This window comes from Methanoregula sp. (assembly GCF_050010295.1).
GTDB lineage: Archaea > Halobacteriota > Methanomicrobia > Methanomicrobiales > Methanospirillaceae > Methanoregula.
The window spans coordinates 42,449-64,050 of the sequence record NZ_JBEKLH010000003.1 but is presented as its reverse complement, the minus strand read 5'-3'; the positions used below and the strand labels follow the sequence as shown (position 1 = coordinate 64,050).

The window sequence follows — 21,602 nt, the reverse complement described above, 5'->3', positions numbered from 1 at the left end:
TTCGAAAACTAAAAAATTCGATTTTTTTATTCGAATTTATTGGAGAATACTGATGAATTTTTTGTTAATTCAATTTATTATTGTATATCAAGAGATTTCATGATCTCTTTGAAAAATACGTAGCTTTATTTTCATCCGACTACGAGGTAAAATATCAAACCCTCTGAAAATATCACTCCGGAACTCCTACCGGAACAGGGTTTCCAATCCCAAAATGGATTTGTATGCAACCGCAATACTTTTTTCCCTGTCTGTTGACATAGTGCAGGGATGCATATGGCAAAGATCCAGAAACGAAAATATGAAAAAACTGATGATGCGGAAATTTCCCTTGTCCTCCAGTGCAATGACAGTCATGAATTTTACGAAAAGTACCGGGAGATGTTTCCAAACCGGAAAAAAGGTATTGACAGTATCAGCAAGATCTGGAAACGCCGCAGCGAATTTTTAAAAAAGCAGCAGGCAGAAACGCAGTCTTCCGAATCAACAGAAAGATCGGCACATGAATTTGAAAATCTTGTATCAGCACAAAACAAAATACTGGCTGAACTGTCCACAGTGATGAAAGAACAGCTCAAGGTGAGCAGGGAAATCCTTGCGCGTCTGCCAAAACAGATCCAGAAACCGGAGGAGCATACCCAGAAACCTGTGGAGATACGACAGCCCGAACAAAAAGAACACGCAAAGAAACCGGGTACGGAAAGACCCAGTGATATAATGATTGGATCCTGACCCGAAGTGTGCAGCTGATGAGCGTACAAACCGGAAATAATCAAAATAATGTCAAAAATATTATTTATTGTAAGACACTGTCCGCAAATTCTAATCCTGGACAATTCGTCTCCCGTTATATGGCGGTGAAAGGTATTCTTATAGTTACCAAATGCAAATGAATTATGGCTCCGGGTATCGGAAGAACGCTGGAGTGACAAACTTTTGAACCTGAACCCCCGTAGTGTAGCGGTCAATCATGCAGGACTTTGGATCCGGCGACACCAGTTCGAATCTGGTCGGGGGTATTTTTTTGTTCCTGATTGTTATCATAGCCATATTGTTACTATTCATGCCGTCACCATCGGGAATTCATGACATCTGCTCTTATATTCTGTGAGCTGGGATCCCGGGCTGATGCCTCTCGAAAATTTTTCTCCTCACAGTGTCCTTTATTGGACCGATGCAACTATTTCAACGGCTGGGTAGGGAGATATGAAATATCTGAAACAGAACTATCCTTACCTCTTCATTTTTCCAAGCGGAACACTCTATTCGACGGAAATGTATCTCATCTTCTTCCCTGTTTTTAATTCCTGGATATTCCGGGTAATCCGAATAAAAAAATGCGGGTTTATTCCAGGATAGCAAGGAGATTATCACAGCAGGAACTATCCATGATCCCGGTCGCAGAAAAAACCGGATCGGCCTGGACCCGCGCCAGTCTCCGCATCTCTTTTTTCGAAAGGCAGAAGCCTTCTTTTTCCCTTATGGAAGTACGGTCCAGGATTGCATTTCGCAGGGATGTGGTAGCAATGTTGAATGCTGCATTCACATCTGCATGTGCCACGAACCCGCAGTGCGGGCATTCAAAACGCTTGCGCATCCTCCGCCCGAAAAGCCCGCAGCGGCTGCAGCGTTTCGATGTATATTCCGGATTGATGTAGATTACCGGAATGCCTCTTTCTTTCGCCCGTTTCTCAACCTGGCGTTGGAGCGAGAAGAACGATCCATTTTCAAAAGAGAACATGAACGGATCGGAGATATTTTTTTGATTCGAGTAGCGTGCCGAGAAGAGTCTCTCGAATTTTATACCGGAACCGAGCGATTCCGCAAAGGAAACGATCTGTCTGCAGATGGCATGAAGGGCTGACTTGAATCTTTTCCGTTCGCGACTTTTGAATTTTTTAAGTTTCCAGAGTTTGCCTTCCTTGTAGAATTTCGTGCAGTTTTTCAAAGAATGGCTGTGGACATAGTGGATATTTTTCCCCAGTTTCATTACTTTCCCGCTGTATGGGTCGGCAGCGACGGCCACATGGCCGGTCGTGTTCAAATCAACACCGATCCAGCGGGTCATGAAGAGTGTGGCTTGATGAAATCTGATCACCTTTCCTCTCGTGATAATTCAACCGCTGTACGAAATGCCTGAACTGGTGAGCGCGTCCCGGTGTCTGATCATCCCCTGCTACATGAGAATACACACCTGACTACGAATATATCTTCTGGTCAAAATAACCCGGATTAAAAAAGGGATAACGAATCGTGCAGATTCTTCTAGAAAACTGGCGGCACCTATCCCATTACTGCATAGGCGACGAGGGAGAGGAGGAATGCCAGGAGCAGCATGGCGAGCGAAAGGGGGGCAACGAATACCAGCATTGCATTCACCGTGCTTGCCAGCTGGGAAATCCGGTTGGAACCGAAGACAACGATATGTTCGCAATGCGCCGTGCTGGCAGCAGATTCCGCAGGTGCAAGATCATCAATCGCCGCCCGGACCGCCTGCATGACATAGGGAATAAGATCAGAAACAGGGACATGCATACCAACCGGGTTCTTTCCGGTGATGGTGTTCACGACATGGGAATCGGTGGTCATCACTTCAGCATGATCGACGAGCGTAAGGACTTGTCCAAGGAGGGCTTCCCGTACCCCGGCCGCCATATTGTTCCCGTCAATCAGGACGTATGCAGTGCGCTGTCCTTCCACATCGATGATCATGACCTGGATTCCAAGATCCCCGAACCCCTGCTCCCTGCTGTAGGGCAGGGTCAGGTGGGAAACCCCTGCGCGGAATGGCAGGAGCGGAGTGGTCCGGCAGACCTCCATGGCATCGACAGATGCACGCTGGTATTCCGTTGCTGTCAGTGTCGCGAGAAGGACGGGGGATGAGAGGTCAGTCATGCAGTTATGCGCATCAACCACCGCGACCTGGGGGAACCAGCGGTGTCCTTCCGCCATGATCGTGGACCCGATCGAAAAATCCAGATCCTCGGTCTTCAGGGGCGACCGGGTAGTGACGAGAAGGACCGAATCCCCGAATCTCTGGTAGAGAAGCTGTACCGATCCAATCGAGAGACGGCCCGACTTTCCTGCCCCGGCTGAGTATACGAGATCCCGGCGGGATTTATTGAGTGCATCGATAACCTTGTTGCTCTCGGATTCGGAAACGAGGTTGAAATCATGGGTTGCGCAGCCGTGCGCGACAAGGGTCTCGTCATCAAAACTGTCGTGCAGGATCTTGGGGAGATTGCCGCCACCGATCTCCCCCATGGGCCCGGGATGCAGGTTCGGGACCGTGAAGATGAGTGGTTTACGCGTATCCCTCCGGAAGAAAAAGCTCACCTGGGGCACAAAAATCTCTTCCCCTATTTCACGGAAGAAATCCTCCATCCCTTTCGAACCATCGGTCATGTGGGCGATGAACGCGTTGACGAATGCAAGCCCCCGGATTTTAAATGCCCTCTGGAGCGGGCGTTCTATCATCCAGATCAGGATTGCAAAACCGAGCCCGAAGACGATATGAAGCACCAGGGCAAAGATGCCGAAGTACGGCGAGAAGAGGAGCATGCCGGCAAGAATGCCGACCCCGCTCTGGGTGAGTGCAGGCAGGATCATCCGCGGGATCCGGTAGTCCGCAATAGCGACCAGCACAAACAACCTGAGCCCAAAGATAAAACCCAGGGAGATCGCGTAAAAAAGGGGGATCAGTTTCACCGAGAATGCCAGAGCCGCGAGGGTTATGATGACCCCGAAGACCGTGCAGGAGAGCGCCAGAAGCCCGGAACGGTTCCAGGTCATGGTTTTCCCGCTGGCCTCGATCATTGGTTTTGTTAGTGCAAGTGCGGCGATCGCGGGGATCGTGAAGGCAATGGTCCCGGAGAACAGGAATTTTTCCGGTAATGCCAGGTAATTGCTCAGGACCGCCGGCAGGGTAAATGCCACATTACCGGAAACAGGGAGGTTCAGCCATGCCCGGGCATTTGCCCCGTCGATGATCAGGCCAAGGAGAACGATGAGTACAAGGGACTGCTTCCAGTTCGGGGCAGTGAAAATGTACCGGGTGAGCTGCCCGAGTTTCACATCACCGCCCTGGGCCATTAGGCAAATCCTCCAAGGACCAGTTCATGGCGGTCGGGTGTCGAATGTATCGCTGCTGCAGAGTATGTTACCGGGCGCGAGTAAAACGGGGCGTTGAGCGTGATACTCTCATACTCGCCGCCCTCTCCTGCGAGGTTAATACGGCGGGTTGCGGCAACGCGCTTGAGCCGCTGGATCAGGTTCTCATCGATACGGGCTCCAAGATAACTCGCGTCGAGTCCCTCTGCCGCCGTGACGATTATCCTTGCATCCATCCTCACCGCAACTTCCCGCAGCAGGAGTTCAGTATTCATGTGCCAGAGCGGGGTGAAGAGCTCCAGACCGAGGCGATCCGTGATCGCCTTCACACGCTCCGCCTGGTATTCCGAAGCGACAGCACCTGCGATTACGCCTTCAATGTCCAGCGAGCCGAGCCCCTCTTCAAGGTCAGCAAGCTCTTCTTCCTTTCTGCCCTGCGTTTCTATCTCAACATACTCCATTCCTGAGACCCGGGCGATGACCGGAACAACATCGAGGTTTGCGGAATGGAACATATAGGAATCCCGGTTCTTCGGGCGTGCGGTGACCAGGTACCGCACGTTTTTCCCGCTGTCAATTGCTTTCTGGCACGACAGTACCGAGTCCTTTCCCCCGGAAGTGAGTGCGGCCCAGATCATGGGAACGGTCTCCTCTGTTCCAGGACGCTTATGGTGCCAAAATGCTGCCGGTAGCGTGAAAGCATTGCATCCCAGTCAGGCAGGTGTGTCTGGCAGCCAACATGTTCCACGATATAGGATGCGGTTACCGTGCCGACCTTACAGCAGGTCAACGGGTCATGACCCTTTACGAATGCCGAAAGGAACCCGGCACGGTATGAGTCGCCGGCACCGGTCGGATCGGAAAGCGTGACCGGAACAGCCGGAATGAACTGCTCGTTTCCGCCGGAATAGAGCGTACTTCCGTCCCCGCTCATGGTGAATATCGCCATATCAACCTGGCCGATGAGTGCCTCCCTTGTAATCCCCAGCGTTGTGCACATCTGTTTTGCCTCATGCTGGTTGGCAAAGAGGATGTCAGTATATGCTATGATCGATCCGAGCTGCTCCTTTGTGTACCAGAAGACATCCTGCCCGGGATCGAACGATGCGAACTCGCTTCTCTCCGCGACCCTACAGTTGAACTCCGGATCCGCCGTTGCCATGTGCACGAACGGGAGGGACGGGGCTTCCGAGGTTGCGAACGCCCTGGATGCTCCCCATTCAAAGAAGGTCATCTGGTCGCCGTGATCGTCCGTGAACATGAACGCCGTCGGCGTATGTGCATCGGGGACCCTGAAGAACTGCTGGTGGATCCCGAGCTTGTTCATCCAGTGGTCATAATCCCCACCGGCAAAATCCCCTCCGGTACAGGAATGCAGGGTCACCTGTTCGCCCAGCATCGCGATCCCTGCCGCAATGTTTGCAGCGCCGCCGCCAAAATAGATCTGCCTGTCGGTAATGTGTGTTGAACAGTTCTTTTCCGGGAGGTGGGGCACCCGGGAGATATGATCGATGGCAGTATGCCCGACGATATGGATCATTGTTCCTGCACATCCACAAGTTTGAGGGGGACGTCCCGCAGTGCTTTGCCGATAACCGATTTGGCGATCCGACCGGCATGCTCTTCTGATTCAGCCCGGAACACTTTCATCTCAAGGACAAGACCCACGAGCGCGGTATCTGCCACCACGATAGCGCTCGAGAGCGTCTCCTCGCAATAAGGACAGGTGAGGAACCCGGCATCGACTTCCACGTACTTTGCGGCCGGGTTGAGGCGTTTTCCGGCTTCACTTACAGCGATCCCGATCGCGTCATCAAGGGATTTGACATCGCGAACGATCCATGCAGACTCCAGGGTTACTACGTAATCCGGCATCTTCTCACCATCACCATGTTTCCCGGTGGACATGCTCCCCGACTTCCATGCGCCCGGTCAGGTGTGCCGGGGGATTGCCCCTCCCGAGCGCGAGCAGAGCGATGGGTCGGATATGCTGGGGGAGATCGAGGACTTCCCGTACTCCGTCATCATCAAAAGCACCCGTCCAGCAGGAGTGGATATCCATCGCATGGGCTGCAAGCATCATGTAGGTACAGGCAATTGTGGCGTCTTCCAGTGCATAGAGGATCCCCCGTTCGCCGTATCGCGACATCGAGCGGACATAGTTGGAGCAGACCACAAAGATTACCGGGGCCTGCTCCAGGTGCTGTTGTCCGTAAGCGACTTCGGCAAGCGCAAGGCGGGTGTCCTCCCCGTTGACAACAATGACATCCCATGCCTCGAGGTTGCCGGCACTTGGTGCAGTACTGGCGCATTTCAGGATGTTCGTGATCTCTTCGTCAGTCAGCGGTCTGCCGTCGTACTCGCGGACCGATGATCGCCTTGTCAGGAACCCGAGAAAATCAGAGGAGTCCATGTTCCGAGAGTACCTGCCATGCTTCCTGTGCCGGGGTGGTGGATGCGCTGATCGCGGCAGCAATCTTCTGGGAAGCCTGTTCCGGCTGGTTGCTTTCTGCAAGGGAAATGGCTTCGTTCAGGGAATTGATCGCTTTCTGGAACTCCGGCCTGCCGGTGCTCTTTGCCGCAAACTGGATCTCATTCCGTATCGACTCCATCATCATGAGAAGTATGCGGCGTCCTCCGGCGCGCTCCTGCTCGGCAAATCCCGTAAGTGCGAGGCAGAGCTGGGATGCAATGATCAGTTCCGACTTTGCCCGTTCTCCGAACTGGTAACTTTTTACTGCGGTTGGAAGATCCATACTCACCATAGTTGTTGGGATAAAAGATAGTTATCCCTGACGCATTATTTCTGAAAAACAAAACACACCGCAGTGTGAAAAACTAAAGAGGTTCATTGAACCTCTCAACCCATCCCGGGCCCGGACGCGTTTTGGTACTTACCGCGATGACTTCGCCTTGGCGCCGAGTGCTGAGACTTTTGCGCGGCGCATGCGTCTGCGGATCATCGGGTTTGCTGTCGATTCGTTCATACCGGATCCACCCGAGCGGTCCCCGCCACGCCTGCCCCCGCCACGACGTCCGCCGCGTCCACCCCGTCCGCCCATCGCTTCTGCGGCCTGGTCAATCTGCTTGACATTTGCACCGGCTTTGAACCGCTGGTTGGGACCGGGGGTCTTCGCCTCTCCCTCCTTTTTGGGGACGAGACGGATCTGTCCTTTGACACCTTTTACCTGCGCCCAGAGGGTTGTACCTGTTTTGCCCATAATTAAACTCCTTATCTAATTCTGCCGCACCACTCATAAATGTTAGGGCAGGTTCCCACGGTATCTCTTGTGGAGTACGGGTTGTAAACAACACCCCGGTGAACAACACCAGCCTTGGGTTCTTTCATTTTGAGACATCGCAGGAGATGATGTTGGGCAGGAGGCATGGAACCCCCCACCCAGTTTCCCGTTGGCTTTACCCCGGCTTCGCGGCAAGGGCCCGGTCGATCTCCCGTCTCAGGATCTCGCTCACCACTTTTCCGTCAACGGATCCCCGTACTTCCGCCATGACCACACCCATGAGGGGGCCGAGCGCGGCTTTACCTTTTTCGGCGACAAAGTCCGGGCGATCGGCGATGATCTTTCGTACAATCGATTCGAGATCGTCACGCGATATAGAGGGGGCGAGCCTGGAAAGTGCAGCATCCACGGTGCTGCCCGAAGCGACGCCGCGGAGGAGATCGGGAACCGCTTCTTTTGCAGCCCGCCCCTGTTCGACAGCGTGCCAGATGGAAAGATATGCATCATCCGGTACAGCGTGTATCGCGACTCCTTCCCGCCTGAGCTCTGTCGAGGTCGACAGGATAGTGAACACTGCGAGCTTGGGTTTTATCCCCTCGCGTACCGCGCGTTCAAACAAGGGGAATTTGTCCGATGATACTAGCTGAACTGCATAGTTCTTTTCGATCGCATACTTCTGTGCATAGCGCTGTGCCTTTGCTGACAGGAGTTCGGGTACGGTGATCGAGGCCCACCGGGGATCATCGATGAGTACCGGCAGTACGTCCGTCTCCGGGTACATGCGTTCGGCCCCCGGCAGCGGGCGCATGTAGGCAGTGCTCCCGCTCTCGAGCATCTTGCGCGTCTCCTCCGGTACCGGTTTGTCCGAGAACGCGATCCGGGCCCGCATGACGATCTGCGCGATCGCGCACATGGCTTGTTTTTCGTTTGCTCCTGAGACGAGGATTACGCAGTCATCATCCCCGGCACCGATATGCGAGCGCAGCCTAGCTACTTCTTCCGCGGTAACCCCGTACGCCGGGAGTTCGTCCGTATGGAATATACCCCCGACCCCGCACTTCTTCGCATAATCTGACATCTCGCTACCCAGACGGCGCTCCGGCTGGATCTCCCGGCCCACGAGACCTGCAAACCCCTTCAGGGTAAGCGCACGGATCTTTTTTGCTTTTTTCAGCACCGCCGATCTGGTATCCCTGAAGAGATCGGTGACGTCCGTATCGCGTGAAACGGAAGCCCCCCTGGAACGGAGCTCGTCGCGTATCTCCAGGAGGTTCTGCTGCCGCTGCACCTCGCGCCTGACAACTTCGGCTATGAGATCGAGCTCCTGCACCCCTTTGATCTCGACCCGTGCACCATTGGCGATTGAGATGTTCACATCCTGCCGGATGGTACCCAGGCCGCGTTTCACGTTGCCGGTAGAACGGAGTACCATGCCGATATACTCGGCGACCTTCTGTACCTCGTCCGGTGTATGCATGCACGGCGAGGTCGTGATCTCCACCAGAGGGATTCCGAGCCGGTCGAGCGAGAAGACCTCGTCTTTCACCCGCTGCGCCGCTTCCTCCTCGAGACAGATCGTCTCTATCCGGCCCCCGTCCGGGAGCACACCGTTGAATGCCACAAGTGCCGTGCGCTGGAACCCGCTGGTGTTCGACCCGTCGATCACGAGCTTGCGCATGGTATGCACCTGCGGGACCGGAGTCATCCCGAACATCTTGCCGATCGTCAGGCAGATAGTAAGCGCTTCGTCATTGATCGGCGCCGGGGGTTCCTCATCGTTCTCGACAAGGCAGGTCGTGTCGTAGGTGTAGTACTGGAATTTGCGGTGGTGCTTCATCTCTTCCAGCGCCGCGCGATCGATCCCTCCCATCTCGCTGACCGTTGCCCGGAGGTAGCGGAAGAACTCTCCGGTATGTTCCGGGATCTCCCGGAGGGTGGTCGGGCAGTGGCAGAATAACTTCTCTGCGGTATCCAGCTGCTGGTGGATCTCGATACCGGCAACGAGACCGATGGTCTTATAATCCATAGGCGCTCCTCCGCATGCATTCCCCTCTGAGATCCCTCTGCATGAGGGCTGCAGCTTTCTCCCGGTTGTTCTCGTTCCCAAGCACCCACATAAGCTTCACCAGCGCCGCTTCCGGGAGGGTATCCCCGGCTTCAATGACCCCTGCGGCCAGCAGATCGCGGCCGGTATCATAGACCCGGTCGCACACCCTGCCGTTCATGCACTGGGAGGTCATGACGACCATGGTCCCCTCGTGGATGAGTCGGGCGAGACCCGGGATGAGCGCTGTGCTGACATGACCCAGGCCTGTCCCGGAGATAACGAGGCCCTCGTATCCTTCGTACGCCTTCAGGACATCCGGGAACATCCCCGGGTAGAACTGGACAAGGGCGCAGTGCGGCTCCATTTTGTCCCGGAGTGCGAGGGAATTCGTACCCCGTCGTACGGCAGCAGGTCCCAGCGTCACTTTCCTGGAGGGGAATTCAATCCCCCCAATGGGTGAAATACCCAGGCTCCGGAAGGCGTCCCTTCTCGAGGTGTGCATCTTCCGGACCCGGGTGCCCCGGTGGATGGAGCAGACATCATCGCTGGTCGTCGCATGCATCACAACCGCGACTTCCCCAAGATCGCTCGTTGCCGCCGCGGCAGCGCAGACCGCGTTCATCGCGTTGTCGCTGGACGGCCTGTCCGCGGAGCGCTGGGAACCGACAAATACGATCGGTACCGGGGTATCGATCATGAAACTGAGCGCAGCGGCACTATATGCCATGGTGTCTGTGCCGTGGGTGACGATGATGCCCTGAGCGCCGCCACGGATCTCGTCATGCACTGTCCGGGCAAGGTCCTGCCATATTGCCGGAGTCATGTTCTCGGAAAGGATCGTAGCGAGGGGGATGGTCCGGTAATTTGCTATCTCCGCAAGTTCGGGGATGGCGAGCAGGATATCGCTCGCATTGAACTGGCTGGTGACCGATCCGGTCCGGTAATCGATCCTGCTTGCAATGGTCCCACCGGTAGAAACAATGGAAAGGTTGGGGAGCTTGCTGTCCTGGACCACGTCAAGATTCCTTCCTGGCGCAGGTTCCGGGTGCCCGATGACCGTACAGGATCCCGGAATAACCCCGATGTTGTAGCCTGAATCCAGCTTGACTACCGCCATGCCGTCCCGTTCGGTGATGTAAATGCCGTTCCTGCTCATCCCGCCATGATCACACCGGACGAGATCCCCGGAAACTAACCGTGCTGTTATGCTACCAGCCTCCGCGCTTCAGCTATGAGGTGCTCTTCTGCGGTTGCGAGTTTTACCTGTTTTTTGCTGACTGATTCTGCATCACGGTGATGCTGTTTCCTCCGATCAGCAAGTGCAGCGCTCACTGCTTCCGGTGCCGGCCCGCCAGGAGCCTTCCGGAGCTCAAGAGAATATTTTACATTGAGCATCCTGTCAATATCCTGCTGTGTAAGGCCTTTTCCTGCAAGCGAGATTCCTCCGCCGACCTCTCCTGCGGCTTTTTCGAGCGTGGCAAGGGAGAGATCCCCTTTCTGGACTGCCCTGCCGACGATGTTATGGGCCGTGCGGAAGGGGAGACCAAAGGACCTCACAAGGGAATCGGCGAGTTCGGTTGCCGTTGAGAACCCTTTCCCTGCCTCCTCCCTCATCCGTTCTGTATCGAACGATGCGCTGGCGAGCATCTCGGCAAGGAGCCGCAGGCTCTCACCAGTATCCTCCATCCCGCGCCAGAGGTTCGGCGTGAGTTCCTGGAGATCGCGGTTGTAACTCATCGGCAGGCCCTTGACCGTTACCAGTGCCCCGCTGAATGCCCCGAAGACCGATCCGGATTTTGCCCGCATGATCTCGGCGGTGTCAGGGTTCTTCTTCTGGGGCATGATAGATGAAGTGGAGCAAAAAGCGTCATCAAAGGTCACGAACTTCACAAACGAGGTGCTCCAGAGGATTAGTTCTTCGCAGAGCCTGCTGGTATTGGCCATCAGGATGGTGAGGTCTGCGAGGGTTTCAAGCGCAAAGTCGCGGGTAGCCACGGCGTCCATAGTGTTGGTGACAAGGCCATCGAAGCCCAGAAGTGCAGCGGTGAATTCGCGGTCTATGGGATAGCCGGTGGATGCGAACGCGGCTGCGCCAAGGGGGGACTGGTTGACCCGTGCGTATGCCTCGTTCAACCGGTCAAAGTCGCGGGAGAATGCCTGTTCGTACGCAAGGAGGTGGTGGGCAAGGGTGGTGGGCTGGGCATGCTGCAGGTGGGTGAACCCGGGCATTGCGCTCTCCATATGGTTCTCCGCGAGAGTCAGGAGCACTTCCCGGACTTTCAGTACCGCGGCCATCTGTGCGATCAGATCTTCGCGCAGTCGGATCCTGATGCAGGTCACAACCTCATCGTTCCGTGACCGCCCCATGTGCATCCGCCCTCCTGCCTCAACCCCCAGCGATTCGATCAGGAGCGATTCGATCCCTGCATGCACATCCTCGAACCGCTCATCGAACACCTCTTCCGGTATACCTGCGTCATGGAATCTGAGTAATGCAGGAAGGAGCTGGCGTGTCGTGGCACGATCATTGATCTTCTGCCCGTCCAGCATCAGAACGTGGGCAATATCCACGAGGATATCCGCTTTGGCTATATACCGGTCTGCACGCATCGAGGAGAGGAACTGCATCATCCCTTCCGTCCTCTCACCGGAAAGGCGCCCCAGCCTCACAACGTCGCTTCGCATCCGTTTCACCATCCGGGTTTATCTTTACCTATTGGCTGTCAGTTGATTAAAGCCACGCCTTGCGTGCGGCCGGTTCTATCGCCTGCCGGCTGGATCTGCGCAGGATAACCGGTGAGGGGTGAAACAAAATCCCCGCCTGAGGAAACAAAATCCCCGCCTGAGATGAGAGCAGCGCGCACGAGGCGGTCGGTTGGGTGAGATTGTACCCTCGGTCAGATACGTCCGGGTCAATCAAGAAATTTTTCCCGATTGTCCGAAATAATGCTAGAAATTTACCATATTGTGAACAATTTTATCTCACTGGCTGTCTTTTTGTCCATTTTTTTATGATAAATTATCACAAATGGAGAGGAAAAGAATTCGTATTGGTCACTTTTTTATTATTGATAAAACAACTCTCCCACCATGAAAGCAATGAGGATTACGATATTGGCATTCATCGTCTTTGCCCTCGTACTGTTTACCGCCGGCTGCACCCAGCCTGCGGCGACACCGGCAGGCACGACCCCGGGTCCGGCATCGACAGCGGCATCTTCAGGAACGGTAGGGATTCTCTACACGCAGGGCGTCGGACCGATGCCGGGCCTCCTCGCCACCAGCCAGGTCGATGGCTACATCTCCTGGCAGCCGGTCGTTGAGGCCGGCGTGGAGAGCGGGGTCGGACAGGTTGCTTCCTATTCAAAGGATCTCCCGCCTGCGGGAAAGTGGAGCGATCACCCCCAGAACGTCTTCGTTGTCCGCCAGGACTTCTATGATAGTAACCCGGATTTCGTGAATGCGTTCAGTGCCCTCAACCTCGCATCGAGCCAGTACATCACCGATCACCCCCGGGAATCGGCAGAGATCGTCGCCGACTGGCTTGCAGGCAAGCAGAATTTCACCTACGGCAACGTGAGCGTCTCGTCGGTCACCGCGGTCAATAACTCCCTCCCTACCATCAGGTTCACCAATGAACCCTCAGATGCATGGAAGAGCAGCATGAATGACTTTGTCCAGGCACAGATCGACCTCGGCTCTATCAACGGATACTTAAAGAATGGCACGGCCGGAGACAAGGAATCACTGCTCTACAACTTCAGCCCGTACCAGAGTGCGGAGACCATCATCGCAACAAAGAACGTACCTACACCGCCCGTCGTGAAAGCGCCGGTCACGGTCGGTTACCTGATGGCAGTGGATCACTCCGCTCTCTTTGTCGCGGTCAAGAACTACCAGTACTTCAACGACACCTATGGTATCGAACTCAAACCCCAGGATCCCACCAAGGCCAAACCCGATGTGGCAGACCTCATCGTGAACGGCCAGAAAGTCGCTGAAGTTCACCTCGTGTCCGCTTCGGCCGGCCCTGCCCTGATGCAGCTTGCGGCTACCAATGGGATCCAGATGTCCTATGTCGGTGCGCCTCCGGCTATCGCCGCAATCGACCAGGGTATACCGATCAAGATCACCTACCCGATCGATAACCTCGGTTCCGGCCTTGTCGTGACCAGGGGGGCACCTGTCCAGGACTGGCAGAGCTTCATCGCCTGGGCAAAGCAGCGATCGGACGCCGGCAAACCGCTCGTCATCGCTGCTCCCGGCAAGGGCTCGATCCAGGACGTCATGCTCCGCTATGCCCTGAAGGACAGCGGATTTGCAACAACCGAAGTAAAAATTTAATCAGGACAGCGGGTCATTATCATAGAGAACGATGACGCGACGCCTCGGCCTTGTATTGCCCCTCCTCCTCCTCATCGGGTGGGAAGCAGTGGCGATCATCATCAACAACCCTTTTTACCTCCCGAGGGTCGAGTCGGTCATCCCGGTACTGCTCAACCCTTTCAGCACGGATTATACGCTCGGGACGGGAAGCCTCGTTGACAATGCCCTCGTCAGTATCGAGCGGGTGATCATCGGGTTTGGCATCGCCGCTGCTGTGGCTATCCCGCTTGGCATCGGCATGGGCAGATCTTCCCGGATCAACGATCTCTTCGATACGACCATCGAGATGCTCAGGCCCGTCCCCCCCCTTGCCTGGGTCCCCCTCGCGCTCGCCTGGTTCAAACTGGGCATCGCCTCGATCGTGTTCATCATCTTCATCGGCTCGGTCTTCCCTATCCTGCTCAACACGATCGACGGCGTCCGTGGAGTGAAGAAGACCTGGATCGAAGTAGGAACAACGCTGGGAGCGAGCGAACGGCAGGTGCTCTCCAAGATCGTCGTGCCCGGTGCCGCCCCGACCATCTGGACGGGGCTCCGCGTCGGGTTCGGGATCGCGTGGATGTGCGTGGTCGCAGCGGAGATCCTCCCCGGGCCGACGTCCGGCCTTGGGTACCTGATCATGTACGCGTACAACCAGGGACAGATGAACGTGATCATTGCCGGGATGATAACCATCGGGCTGATCGGGCTCGCGGCAGACCAGCTCTTCAAGATCGTAGAGAGACGCCTTTTCAGCTGGAGGGGGCTTGACCGATGACACTCTCCCTGAGGGAAGTCTCCCGGATATTTACCACGGAAAAAGGTGAGACGATCGAGGCGCTCTCGCGCATCTCCCTTGAGATCCGGGACCAGGAATTCATCTGCATCCTCGGCCCGTCCGGGTGCGGGAAGACGACGATCCTCCGCATCATTGCCGGGCTCGAATCTGCGACCTCGGGAACAATCTCCCTCAATGGCACGGCAATAACAAAACCGAGCCCCCTGATGGCCATGATCTTCCAGGAATATTCGTTGTACCCCTGGCGGAACGTCCAGGACAACGTCACGCTCGGGCTTGAACTTAAGGGGATGAAAAAGGCAGAGCGGGAAGAGAACGCAGAAAAGTACATCGAGCTCGTGGGACTCAAAGGTTTCGAGCGGAGTTTCCCCTACGAATTGTCCGGGGGCATGCGGCAGCGGGTAGCCGTTGCACGGGCGCTTGCCCTCGATCCCTCGATCCTCCTGATGGATGAACCCTTCGGGGCGCTCGACGCCCAGACCCGGAACCGGATGCAGCACGAGTTACTGCAGATCTGGCAGAAGACGAAGAAGACGATCCTGTTCGTCACGCACAGCGTCGACGAAGCGGTATTTCTCGCTGACCGTATCGTTGTGCTGACCCGCCGCCCCGGAACCATCCGGGAGATCGTCACCGTTCCCGGGGAAAGACCCCGTGAGCGGACCGGCGAGCAGTTCGTCCAGATCCGCCGCCACCTTCTCGACATGATCAACGAGGAGTCGGGAACAGTCCAGTAAGGTTTAATACGCCCCATCTCCATTTTATAAAAGCAGTTTGTGGAGCGTACCGGCATGGCTGTCCGTTCATTTCCGGACGATTATGCCCGCTTTTGACAACATACCACAGGAGTAGGACGCGATGGTAAGAAAACCGGCAAAGATGTACAGGAACATCTCGAAGAAAGCCTATACGCGGCGCGAATACATGGGCGGTGTTCCGGGGAGCAAGATCGTACAGTTCGAAATGGGCAATCTCTCGCAGGAGTTCCCGACCGAAGTCGACCTGATCGTTGAAGAGGCGTGCCAGATCCGGCACAGTGCACTGGAAGCTGCCCGCATCACGGTGAACCGCCGCCTGCTCAAGGAAGTCGGCAGGTCGAACTTCCACTTCAAGGTCCGTATCTTCCCCCACCATGTCCTGCGCGAGAACAAACAGGCGACCGGGGCCGGTGCAGACCGAGTCTCTGAAGGCATGCGTCTTGCGTTCGGCAAGGCGGTCGGTACTGCCGCACGGGTCGAACCCGGCCAGAAGATCATGACGGTTTACTCGACCCCGCAGTACCTCGAGAAGATCAAGGACGCCCTCCGCCATGGCGGCCACAAGCTCCCGACCCCCTCGCATCTCAAGCTCAGCACGATCAAGGTCAGCGGCAAGATTGTTGCGGCACCGAAGCTTGTCGGTGAGAAGGTTGTTGCACCGCCGGTTGTTACCGAAGAGGCGGCAGCAGCCGCAGCCGAGCCCGTGAAGGGAGCAGAGGCTGCAAAGGGCGGCGCAAAAGGCGGCAGGGAAGCGGCCAAGGGAGCAGCACCGGCAGCAAAGGGTGGCAAGGAAGCAGCAGCACCCGCCAAGGCCGAAGAGAAGAAAGGCCCGGCCCACGCAAAGGGCGGCAAGAAGTAATAATTTTTTCTTTCTCTCTCACATTTTTTTACCCGTTTCTGGCAAATGGATATCGTATTTAATCCGGAAATGGCTGTTTCTGAAATCTCAACTCAATTATATAATTAAGAAACATATTATTGATCATGCCATGCGAATTGACCGACATGGAAATACAGATTTTATATATCCTCTACCGTAACAAAAATTTCAAAATCAGCGCCGGATACCATAGTGAGAAACTCAAAAAAATTCTTCGGAAGAAATACAAGCAGGACTTCGATGAAGCCATCGCGAACCTGAAGAACAGGGCATACATTGCGACTGTCAAAAAAGACGATCCCAAATATTACATCGCTGACCTTGGGAAAGTGTATTCCGTCCTGAAAAACCACGGCCTGAATGTCACTCCTCTTGGAGGGGGCAGGATCCGCCATCTTGATTGACGGTACTGATTCTGTTAATTTTTTTTAACAATTCTTTTATACCATGCTTACCAACAGGATGGTGACGAGAATCCTCCGGGTGGTACCCGGTGCCGACCCGGATGAATACGGCATACTCCGGATAAGGAAGATGTGATTACCATGAAACAACCATTCGAGGGTTTATTCGGCGACACCTGCGAGACCCGGCTCATGCAGTTCCTGCTGCCGATGTACGGCATCGAATTTGACATGGCCGATCTGACTGACGAAGTCAGGCTCACCCGGCAGTCCATATCAAAAGCGATGAAGAAATTTTCGGACAGGGGCATGGTGAAGATCCGGAAAGAGGGACGTACCTGGCTTTATTCCATCAACGAACAGTCTCCGCTGGTAAAACGCCTTGAGGACTTCGACAACTCCCTGATCGAAGCGATGGTCGGACCCGACAATTTCGCTGGAATACAAAAAAATGACGACAAACCGGTTCATTCTTCACACCGCAAGGAACGAGGGCGGCGTACAGAAAATGCATCCCTGCGCTATCATGCTACCCCTGAGGAGGTCCCGTGCATTGCAAGCAGCTCCGGTACTTACCTGGATAAAAGGAGCCGAGTCGGGATTCACGAGCCGGTGAAGGGAGCAGCCCCGGCAAAGGGCAGGAAGAAGTAATATTTTCTTAAAACTTTTTTGCAGATTTTTATGTCAGGCCCGGGTTTTTGGCCGCATCCAGACCCGGCAATTATTTTTTATTGTCACCTACGGATCTGGGAATTTTTCAAAAAGATTCTTGTCCGCGAGCTTGCGGTTGGCGAACCTGGGTGTTGAGAGCCGGACGGGTACACGAACCTGCATGCCCGGTGAGGTGTCCCCGAAACAGGATCGCCCCACCTTTATCAGGGGGGCATCCTGCCGGACGGTAAGTCTCCCATGGTCCATTTTCCGACGGAGAGTTCCCAGGCAGGATCCGGCTCCGGAAATTTCCAGTGGAAGTGGTGCCAACGCCCGACAAAATTCTTCGTATAAACAGGTATTCTGGCAAAAGCACGATTTTAAAAGTGAAAAAACCGTGCAATTTAGCGGCCTTGTACGGACCGCGAAAAACCGGCAGTCTTGCAGGCTGTCCGGGAACCCGGCACGGCCCGGAGTGCCATTACGGCCGAAATTAAAAGGGGGTCCTGTAAGGGGTTGGAAAAAACAGGTTTTTTCCCGAAAATGCTGAAAAACTGCCCGCCGGCGTTCCCGGTCCGTTGCCGGAGGGCATCCGGATGGAGGGATACGGTTTTTTTGCCTGTTTACTCCCCGGCCATCGGTCGAAAACCGATCCCTGAGGGAAAATAGCGCCACCGATTTCTCCGGGAAATTTTCAGAATCCGCTCGTGATTGCCCGGCTGGGTCACCTGGCGAGGATCCGGATCCGGACAGCGCCTCGATCAGGTATGTGCGTAGTGCAAAACCCGGCAGGAATCAGTCGTCGCATCCGCGATGAATGATCCGGGAAGATGAAAACTTTGAGAGTTGAGTGGTTTTCCAGTAAGTCGAAGGTCGGCTGCTGCCTTCCTTCGAAGTTCGGCCTTAAGTCTCACTTCTCTTCGTCGAGGTTTACCGGAAACCTCTCCGATTCTCCTCGTCGAGGTTTTGACAACCCTCTCCAACCACGAAGCAGAGAAACCATCAGGCTTCGAAGGTATTGCACGTAGGAAATCGCAACAAATTCTTTTCCGGAGATCAGCAATTTTCTAAAATTCCCGCCAACCGATCCGGCAATTATTATTTATTGCCAGATCCGGACCCGGGAATTTTTCTAAATTGCCAGGTGCGGATGTGGGAATTATTTTTTATTGGCAGGACCGTGCCAAATCGAATGATTCCTGTACATCCGGAAAAAGGTAGAGTAGCAATCAACCAATCAGAGAGAAATCCGTTTAACCTCATGATTAGGATGGTGACGCTCCCCAACCCCCACAAGCCGAACTGCCGCAACAGGCAGGCAGTTCTTTGTTGTGGGGGGATGATGATTTCTCTATATTGTATATCAATAAAAAATATAGCCAAACGGTTGGTTATTAATCATTGGAGATTTATGGGATTTTTCGGCAAAATTGGGGAAGTATTCAACAAAATAGACTACCATACATCGAATGATCCTGAAATAGTTGGTAAACGATTTGAGGACCATGTTGAAAGTCTCTTTTCAAAGAAATATTTCAAAATTCTAGAGAAAACACATTCATTCAAAACAAACGCGGATAGATATGTTGAGAGTAGTAAAAACCCGGATTTTATCTTTGAATATGCTCCTACCAAAGAAGCATTTGCTGTCGAATGCAAATTTCGAACAAAACTGAATCACAAGGGACAATTGGAATGGTCATATCCCGCCCAATTAAAACGCTATCAAGAATTTGCAGCACAATACCGAATTCCTGTTTACATAGTCATTGGTCTGGAAGAAGATCCCGAAGGTGACGAGGAACCAGAAGGTTTCATGTTCAATATACCATTGAGTGAGGCCAAATATCCTGCACTTTATGAAAGTGTTTTTGCCAAATATGAAAGACCAATAGACAAGCCTTTTTTCTGGAAAAATGGAAGATTGTATTAAAAAATTTCAGCCAAATACTTCACTACACTTCCAGTCCCTGACTTTGGGGATGTAATTGCATTACAGACACCGTGGAAAGCGATGCTTGAATATCACGCTGGGGACTACATATCGATAATGGATTATGGCAATACCTTGGCTCATATAGAATAAGTCACAGCAATGTTATTTGACAGTTTGATTAGCTATCGAAATCTAAATTAAATTTAACTAATATGAATCCAACAGAAAATATTAAATTAGGATAGAAAGAATGTATGGAATCTATCGAAGACAACAAAATCAATTCAGAGCGAAACCATGAATTTGTTTTAAAAATGACCTATCGATTTTATAAAAACCATATAAAAAAATGTGAAAGCGATTATAACTTTATTGGATTTCTTTTAGCTGCGAATGGTGTATTGGTATTAGCCTATTTATCGCTATTTTCGGTAGTATTACCTAATGGCATACCTTTCTCCAATTTCCCGTTTGACAAATTCCTTTTATTATTATGCATGTCCTTCTTACCAATATCGCTCTTTATATCAATTTGGACTTCTATTGGCTTTTTAGTAATATCACGACCCATTCCTTTTTGTATAGAGGGTGTCCCTTGGCAAAGATTGGTAGTACATAACTATCTCGAACTGCAAAAAGACGCTTTAGAAGCCTTAGAAAATACCGTGATAAAAAATGTTAACAAATATGATAAATCTATAAAATGGAGGTTAACTTCAATTATTTTTTTCGGTTTAACGATAATCGCATTTTCTTCGCTTTGCTTTGATTATGCACTAGTAAAACTACTTTGAAAATATTATAGTTAATTGTGTATTATTTAAAAAAAATCACAAATAAAAAAATTCGCCAATTCACAGTTGATTGTATGTTTCATTATCAGAATTCCTCGCACTCTTCTCCAGCCCGCAATTCCCGATGAGAATTGCGGTCTATCCCAATCTCTATATTACCCCCCCGCTCACCAGTATAGATAGATGCAGAAGCCGGATACCGATCACGTCTGGTCAGCCCTTGCCGATGCCACGTTCCGGGCGTTCCGCGAAGCTGCCATCACGCTCCCCCCTGATGTAATCCAGGCGATCGAGCGGGCTGCTGCTGCCGAGACGAACTCGGTCGCCCGCGGAGAGTTTGCCAATATCCTGCAGAATATCAGGCTGGCAGAGGAGCTCGGCGTCCCCCTCTGCCAGGATACCGGTATACCGGTGGTCTATCTCTCCCTCCCACCGGATGTCCCGGTTTCAGACGCCCTGTACGAGGCGGTGGGTGAAGGTGTCAGGCGTGCGACAAAAGAGGTGCCACTCCGCCCCAATGTCGTGGACCCCATCACCCGCCACAATACCGGGGATAATACCGGCAACGGCATGCCGGCAGTCCATATCCGGCCCGGCGAGCGGTTCACTGTGACGGTGCTTCCCAAGGGCGCCGGGGCGGAGAACAGCTCCCGGATTGCGATGCTCCTCCCTTCGCATGTCTACGGCATAGAGGGATTCGTCGTAGAGACGATGCTCCATGCCGAGGGCAGGCCCTGCCCGCCGGTATTCCTCGGGGTCGGGATCGGGGGCACCTTCGACCTTGCCGCATCGCTCGCGAAGGAAGCGCTGCTGCTCCCGGTCGATGAGATGACGGCCTTCGAGCAGCAGATCTGCGACTCGGTCAATAAGCTTGGCATCGGCCCCATGGGGCTTGGCGGCGATACGACCGCACTTGCGGTCAGGGTGAAGACTGCCGGGTGCCATACGGCCTCCCTTCCCGTCGCCGTGAACGTCCAGTGCTGGGCAAACCGGCATGCAACCGTGGAAGTGAAGCGATGAGCAGAAAGACGGTCCAGCTGCACATCCCTCTCGGGAACGAAGTCCTCGATCTCCGGGCAGGGGATCAGGTCGAACTCTCCGGCACTGTTTACACGGCGCGGGACGAGGCACATATCCGAATGCAGAAAGAGGGCATCCCTTTTGATCCGAAGGGGGCCGTGATCTATCACTGCGGCCCGATCGTCCAGGACAACCGTATCCTTGCCGCCGGCCCGACCACTTCTGCCCGGATGAACGATCTCTCGGGTTTTCTCATCGAACGGGGCGTCCGGGGGATCATTGGCAAGGGAGGTATGGGCGTGGCCGTGCGCGGGCAGCTCAGGAACCGGGGGGTCTATTTCGCGTTCACCGGCGGCTGTGCCGCACTTGCATCGTCTCACATGACCCTGAAGGGTGTTCTTTTCGAAGACCTCGGGATGGCAGAGGCGGTCTGGGTGATCGAACTTGACAGGCTGCCGCTCGTGGTCGGCATCGATGCTCATGGCAACGATATTTTTGACGCTGCCCGGACGCATGCGGCTGAAGCGTTCCGCAAGTTCTCCCGCTCGAAAGGCCCGGGCAGCCCGGGTTGAAACACATAGGTTTTTTTCAGCTCA

General features: G+C 54.0%; 22 protein-coding genes and 1 tRNA gene. 12 read left to right on the top strand and 11 right to left on the bottom strand.

What is annotated here, in order from left to right:
* The first annotated feature begins 276 nt into the window (after positions 1–276).
* On the top strand, positions 277–732 hold the full coding sequence (locus ABSB80_RS05325; protein ID WP_428368898.1) for a hypothetical protein: 456 nt from the start codon (positions 277–279) through the stop codon (positions 730–732).
* A gap of 214 nt (positions 733–946) precedes the next feature.
* Positions 947–1,019 (top strand) — tRNA-Gln (locus tag ABSB80_RS05320).
* A gap of 326 nt (positions 1,020–1,345) precedes the next feature.
* Here the strand turns inward: ABSB80_RS05320 and ABSB80_RS05315 are convergent.
* The 11 genes from ABSB80_RS05315 to argH all read right to left on the bottom strand — a co-directional run bounded on the left by ABSB80_RS05315 (position 1,346) and on the right by argH (position 12,084).
* Complete coding sequence (locus ABSB80_RS05315; protein ID WP_428368897.1) at positions 1,346–2,068, bottom strand: zinc ribbon domain-containing protein; 723 nt, start codon at positions 2,066–2,068, stop codon at positions 1,346–1,348.
* Between the two features lie 215 nt (positions 2,069–2,283).
* The gene (locus ABSB80_RS05310) at positions 2,284–4,092 is read right to left on the bottom strand and encodes a DUF2070 family protein (protein ID WP_428368896.1); all 1,809 of its coding nucleotides are present in this window, start codon (positions 4,090–4,092) and stop codon (positions 2,284–2,286) included.
* Positions 4,092–4,748, bottom strand: coding sequence for a diphthine--ammonia ligase (locus ABSB80_RS05305; RefSeq protein WP_428368895.1), 657 nt, complete (start codon positions 4,746–4,748; stop codon positions 4,092–4,094). The genes ABSB80_RS05310 and ABSB80_RS05305 overlap by 1 nt, the downstream gene beginning before the upstream one ends.
* A complete protein-coding gene (locus ABSB80_RS05300; protein ID WP_428368894.1) occupies positions 4,745–5,650 on the bottom strand; it encodes a carbohydrate kinase family protein in 906 nt (301 codons plus the stop codon). Before ABSB80_RS05300 ends, ABSB80_RS05305 begins: the two co-directional genes overlap by 4 nt.
* Positions 5,647–5,985 carry a DUF555 domain-containing protein gene (locus ABSB80_RS05295; RefSeq protein ID WP_428369191.1) on the bottom strand — a complete coding sequence of 113 codons (339 nt, stop codon included), beginning with the start codon at positions 5,983–5,985 and terminating at the stop codon, positions 5,647–5,649. Before ABSB80_RS05295 ends, ABSB80_RS05300 begins: the two co-directional genes overlap by 4 nt.
* 10 nt (positions 5,986–5,995) lie before the next feature.
* Complete coding sequence (locus ABSB80_RS05290; RefSeq protein WP_428368892.1) at positions 5,996–6,523, bottom strand: nitroreductase family protein; 528 nt, start codon at positions 6,521–6,523, stop codon at positions 5,996–5,998.
* Positions 6,510–6,866, bottom strand: coding sequence for a hypothetical protein (locus ABSB80_RS05285; RefSeq protein WP_428368891.1), 357 nt, complete (start codon positions 6,864–6,866; stop codon positions 6,510–6,512). Before ABSB80_RS05285 ends, ABSB80_RS05290 begins: the two co-directional genes overlap by 14 nt.
* Positions 6,867–7,004: 138 nt before the next feature.
* Positions 7,005–7,331 carry a DUF5350 domain-containing protein gene (locus ABSB80_RS05280; RefSeq protein WP_428368890.1) on the bottom strand — a complete coding sequence of 109 codons (327 nt, stop codon included), beginning with the start codon at positions 7,329–7,331 and terminating at the stop codon, positions 7,005–7,007.
* A gap of 196 nt (positions 7,332–7,527) precedes the next feature.
* Complete coding sequence (gatE, locus tag ABSB80_RS05275; RefSeq protein WP_428368889.1) at positions 7,528–9,378, bottom strand: Glu-tRNA(Gln) amidotransferase subunit GatE; 1,851 nt, start codon at positions 9,376–9,378, stop codon at positions 7,528–7,530.
* A complete protein-coding gene (gene gatD, locus ABSB80_RS05270; protein WP_428369190.1) occupies positions 9,368–10,606 on the bottom strand; it encodes a Glu-tRNA(Gln) amidotransferase subunit GatD in 1,239 nt (412 codons plus the stop codon). Before gatD ends, gatE begins: the two co-directional genes overlap by 11 nt.
* Positions 10,603–12,084 (bottom strand): argininosuccinate lyase, encoded by a 1,482-nt coding sequence (gene argH / locus ABSB80_RS05265; protein WP_428368888.1) that lies wholly within the window; start codon positions 12,082–12,084, stop codon positions 10,603–10,605. Before argH ends, gatD begins: the two co-directional genes overlap by 4 nt.
* A 405-nt stretch (positions 12,085–12,489) precedes the next feature.
* Here argH and ABSB80_RS05260 point away from each other — a divergent pair, with 405 nt between their 5' ends.
* The 10 genes from ABSB80_RS05260 (at position 12,490) to ABSB80_RS05215 (ending at position 21,578) form a co-directional block, all read left to right on the top strand.
* Positions 12,490–13,743, top strand: a complete 1,254-nt coding sequence (locus ABSB80_RS05260; RefSeq protein ID WP_428368887.1) for an ABC transporter substrate-binding protein — start codon at positions 12,490–12,492, stop codon at positions 13,741–13,743.
* A 31-nt stretch (positions 13,744–13,774) separates the two neighbouring features.
* Positions 13,775–14,542, top strand: coding sequence for an ABC transporter permease (locus ABSB80_RS05255; RefSeq protein WP_428368886.1), 768 nt, complete (start codon positions 13,775–13,777; stop codon positions 14,540–14,542).
* Entirely contained in the window at positions 14,539–15,300 is a 762-nt protein-coding gene (locus tag ABSB80_RS05250) for an ABC transporter ATP-binding protein (RefSeq protein ID WP_428368885.1), read from the top strand. The genes ABSB80_RS05255 and ABSB80_RS05250 overlap by 4 nt, the downstream gene beginning before the upstream one ends.
* A gap of 121 nt (positions 15,301–15,421) precedes the next feature.
* Positions 15,422–16,180 carry a 50S ribosomal protein L16 gene (locus tag ABSB80_RS05245; RefSeq protein WP_428368883.1) on the top strand — a complete coding sequence of 253 codons (759 nt, stop codon included), beginning with the start codon at positions 15,422–15,424 and terminating at the stop codon, positions 16,178–16,180.
* Positions 16,181–16,326: 146 nt separating this feature from the next.
* Positions 16,327–16,605 (top strand): hypothetical protein, encoded by a 279-nt coding sequence (locus ABSB80_RS05240; protein WP_428368881.1) that lies wholly within the window; start codon positions 16,327–16,329, stop codon positions 16,603–16,605.
* A 141-nt stretch (positions 16,606–16,746) separates the two neighbouring features.
* Positions 16,747–17,256, top strand: coding sequence for a hypothetical protein (locus ABSB80_RS05235; RefSeq protein WP_428368879.1), 510 nt, complete (start codon positions 16,747–16,749; stop codon positions 17,254–17,256).
* 1,192 nt (positions 17,257–18,448) lie between these two features.
* A complete protein-coding gene (locus tag ABSB80_RS05230; protein WP_428368877.1) occupies positions 18,449–19,189 on the top strand; it encodes a hypothetical protein in 741 nt (246 codons plus the stop codon).
* 257 nt (positions 19,190–19,446) lie between these two features.
* Positions 19,447–19,986: a hypothetical protein gene (locus ABSB80_RS05225; protein ID WP_428368875.1), complete on the top strand. Its 540-nt coding sequence runs from the start codon at positions 19,447–19,449 to the stop codon at positions 19,984–19,986.
* Positions 19,987–20,169: 183 nt separating this feature from the next.
* Entirely contained in the window at positions 20,170–21,006 is an 837-nt protein-coding gene (locus tag ABSB80_RS05220; protein ID WP_428368873.1) for a fumarate hydratase, read from the top strand.
* Entirely contained in the window at positions 21,003–21,578 is a 576-nt protein-coding gene (locus tag ABSB80_RS05215; RefSeq protein ID WP_428368871.1) for a FumA C-terminus/TtdB family hydratase beta subunit, read from the top strand. The genes ABSB80_RS05220 and ABSB80_RS05215 overlap by 4 nt, the downstream gene beginning before the upstream one ends.
* Positions 21,579–21,602 lie beyond the last annotated feature (24 nt).

What these genes read in the sequence shown, in the direction of transcription:
- ABSB80_RS05255 (WP_428368886.1), top strand. Translation starts at nt 13,775, where the DNA reads ATGACGCGACGCCTCGGCCTTGTATTGCCCCTCCTCCTCCTCATCGGG.
- ABSB80_RS05240 (WP_428368881.1), top strand. Translation starts at nt 16,327, where the DNA reads ATGGAAATACAGATTTTATATATCCTCTACCGTAACAAAAATTTCAAA.
- ABSB80_RS05285 (WP_428368891.1), bottom strand. Translation starts at nt 6,866, where the DNA reads ATGGATCTTCCAACCGCAGTAAAAAGTTACCAGTTCGGAGAACGGGCA.
- ABSB80_RS05250 (WP_428368885.1), top strand. Translation starts at nt 14,539, where the DNA reads ATGACACTCTCCCTGAGGGAAGTCTCCCGGATATTTACCACGGAAAAA.
- ABSB80_RS05305 (WP_428368895.1), bottom strand. Translation starts at nt 4,748, where the DNA reads ATGATCTGGGCCGCACTCACTTCCGGGGGAAAGGACTCGGTACTGTCG.
- ABSB80_RS05215 (WP_428368871.1), top strand. Translation starts at nt 21,003, where the DNA reads ATGAGCAGAAAGACGGTCCAGCTGCACATCCCTCTCGGGAACGAAGTC.
- gatE (WP_428368889.1), bottom strand. Translation starts at nt 9,378, where the DNA reads ATGGATTATAAGACCATCGGTCTCGTTGCCGGTATCGAGATCCACCAG.
- ABSB80_RS05260 (WP_428368887.1), top strand. Translation starts at nt 12,490, where the DNA reads ATGAAAGCAATGAGGATTACGATATTGGCATTCATCGTCTTTGCCCTC.
- ABSB80_RS05325 (WP_428368898.1), top strand. Translation starts at nt 277, where the DNA reads ATGGCAAAGATCCAGAAACGAAAATATGAAAAAACTGATGATGCGGAA.
- ABSB80_RS05230 (WP_428368877.1), top strand. Translation starts at nt 18,449, where the DNA reads ATGATTCCTGTACATCCGGAAAAAGGTAGAGTAGCAATCAACCAATCA.
- ABSB80_RS05295 (WP_428369191.1), bottom strand. Translation starts at nt 5,985, where the DNA reads ATGCCGGATTACGTAGTAACCCTGGAGTCTGCATGGATCGTTCGCGAT.
- ABSB80_RS05310 (WP_428368896.1), bottom strand. Translation starts at nt 4,092, where the DNA reads ATGGCCCAGGGCGGTGATGTGAAACTCGGGCAGCTCACCCGGTACATT.
- ABSB80_RS05235 (WP_428368879.1), top strand. Translation starts at nt 16,747, where the DNA reads ATGAAACAACCATTCGAGGGTTTATTCGGCGACACCTGCGAGACCCGG.
- ABSB80_RS05300 (WP_428368894.1), bottom strand. Translation starts at nt 5,650, where the DNA reads ATGATCCATATCGTCGGGCATACTGCCATCGATCATATCTCCCGGGTG.
- ABSB80_RS05220 (WP_428368873.1), top strand. Translation starts at nt 20,170, where the DNA reads ATGCAGAAGCCGGATACCGATCACGTCTGGTCAGCCCTTGCCGATGCC.
- argH (WP_428368888.1), bottom strand. Translation starts at nt 12,084, where the DNA reads ATGCGAAGCGACGTTGTGAGGCTGGGGCGCCTTTCCGGTGAGAGGACG.
- ABSB80_RS05225 (WP_428368875.1), top strand. Translation starts at nt 19,447, where the DNA reads ATGGAATCTATCGAAGACAACAAAATCAATTCAGAGCGAAACCATGAA.
- ABSB80_RS05280 (WP_428368890.1), bottom strand. Translation starts at nt 7,331, where the DNA reads ATGGGCAAAACAGGTACAACCCTCTGGGCGCAGGTAAAAGGTGTCAAA.
- ABSB80_RS05245 (WP_428368883.1), top strand. Translation starts at nt 15,422, where the DNA reads ATGGTAAGAAAACCGGCAAAGATGTACAGGAACATCTCGAAGAAAGCC.
- ABSB80_RS05290 (WP_428368892.1), bottom strand. Translation starts at nt 6,523, where the DNA reads ATGGACTCCTCTGATTTTCTCGGGTTCCTGACAAGGCGATCATCGGTC.
- ABSB80_RS05315 (WP_428368897.1), bottom strand. Translation starts at nt 2,068, where the DNA reads ATGACCCGCTGGATCGGTGTTGATTTGAACACGACCGGCCATGTGGCC.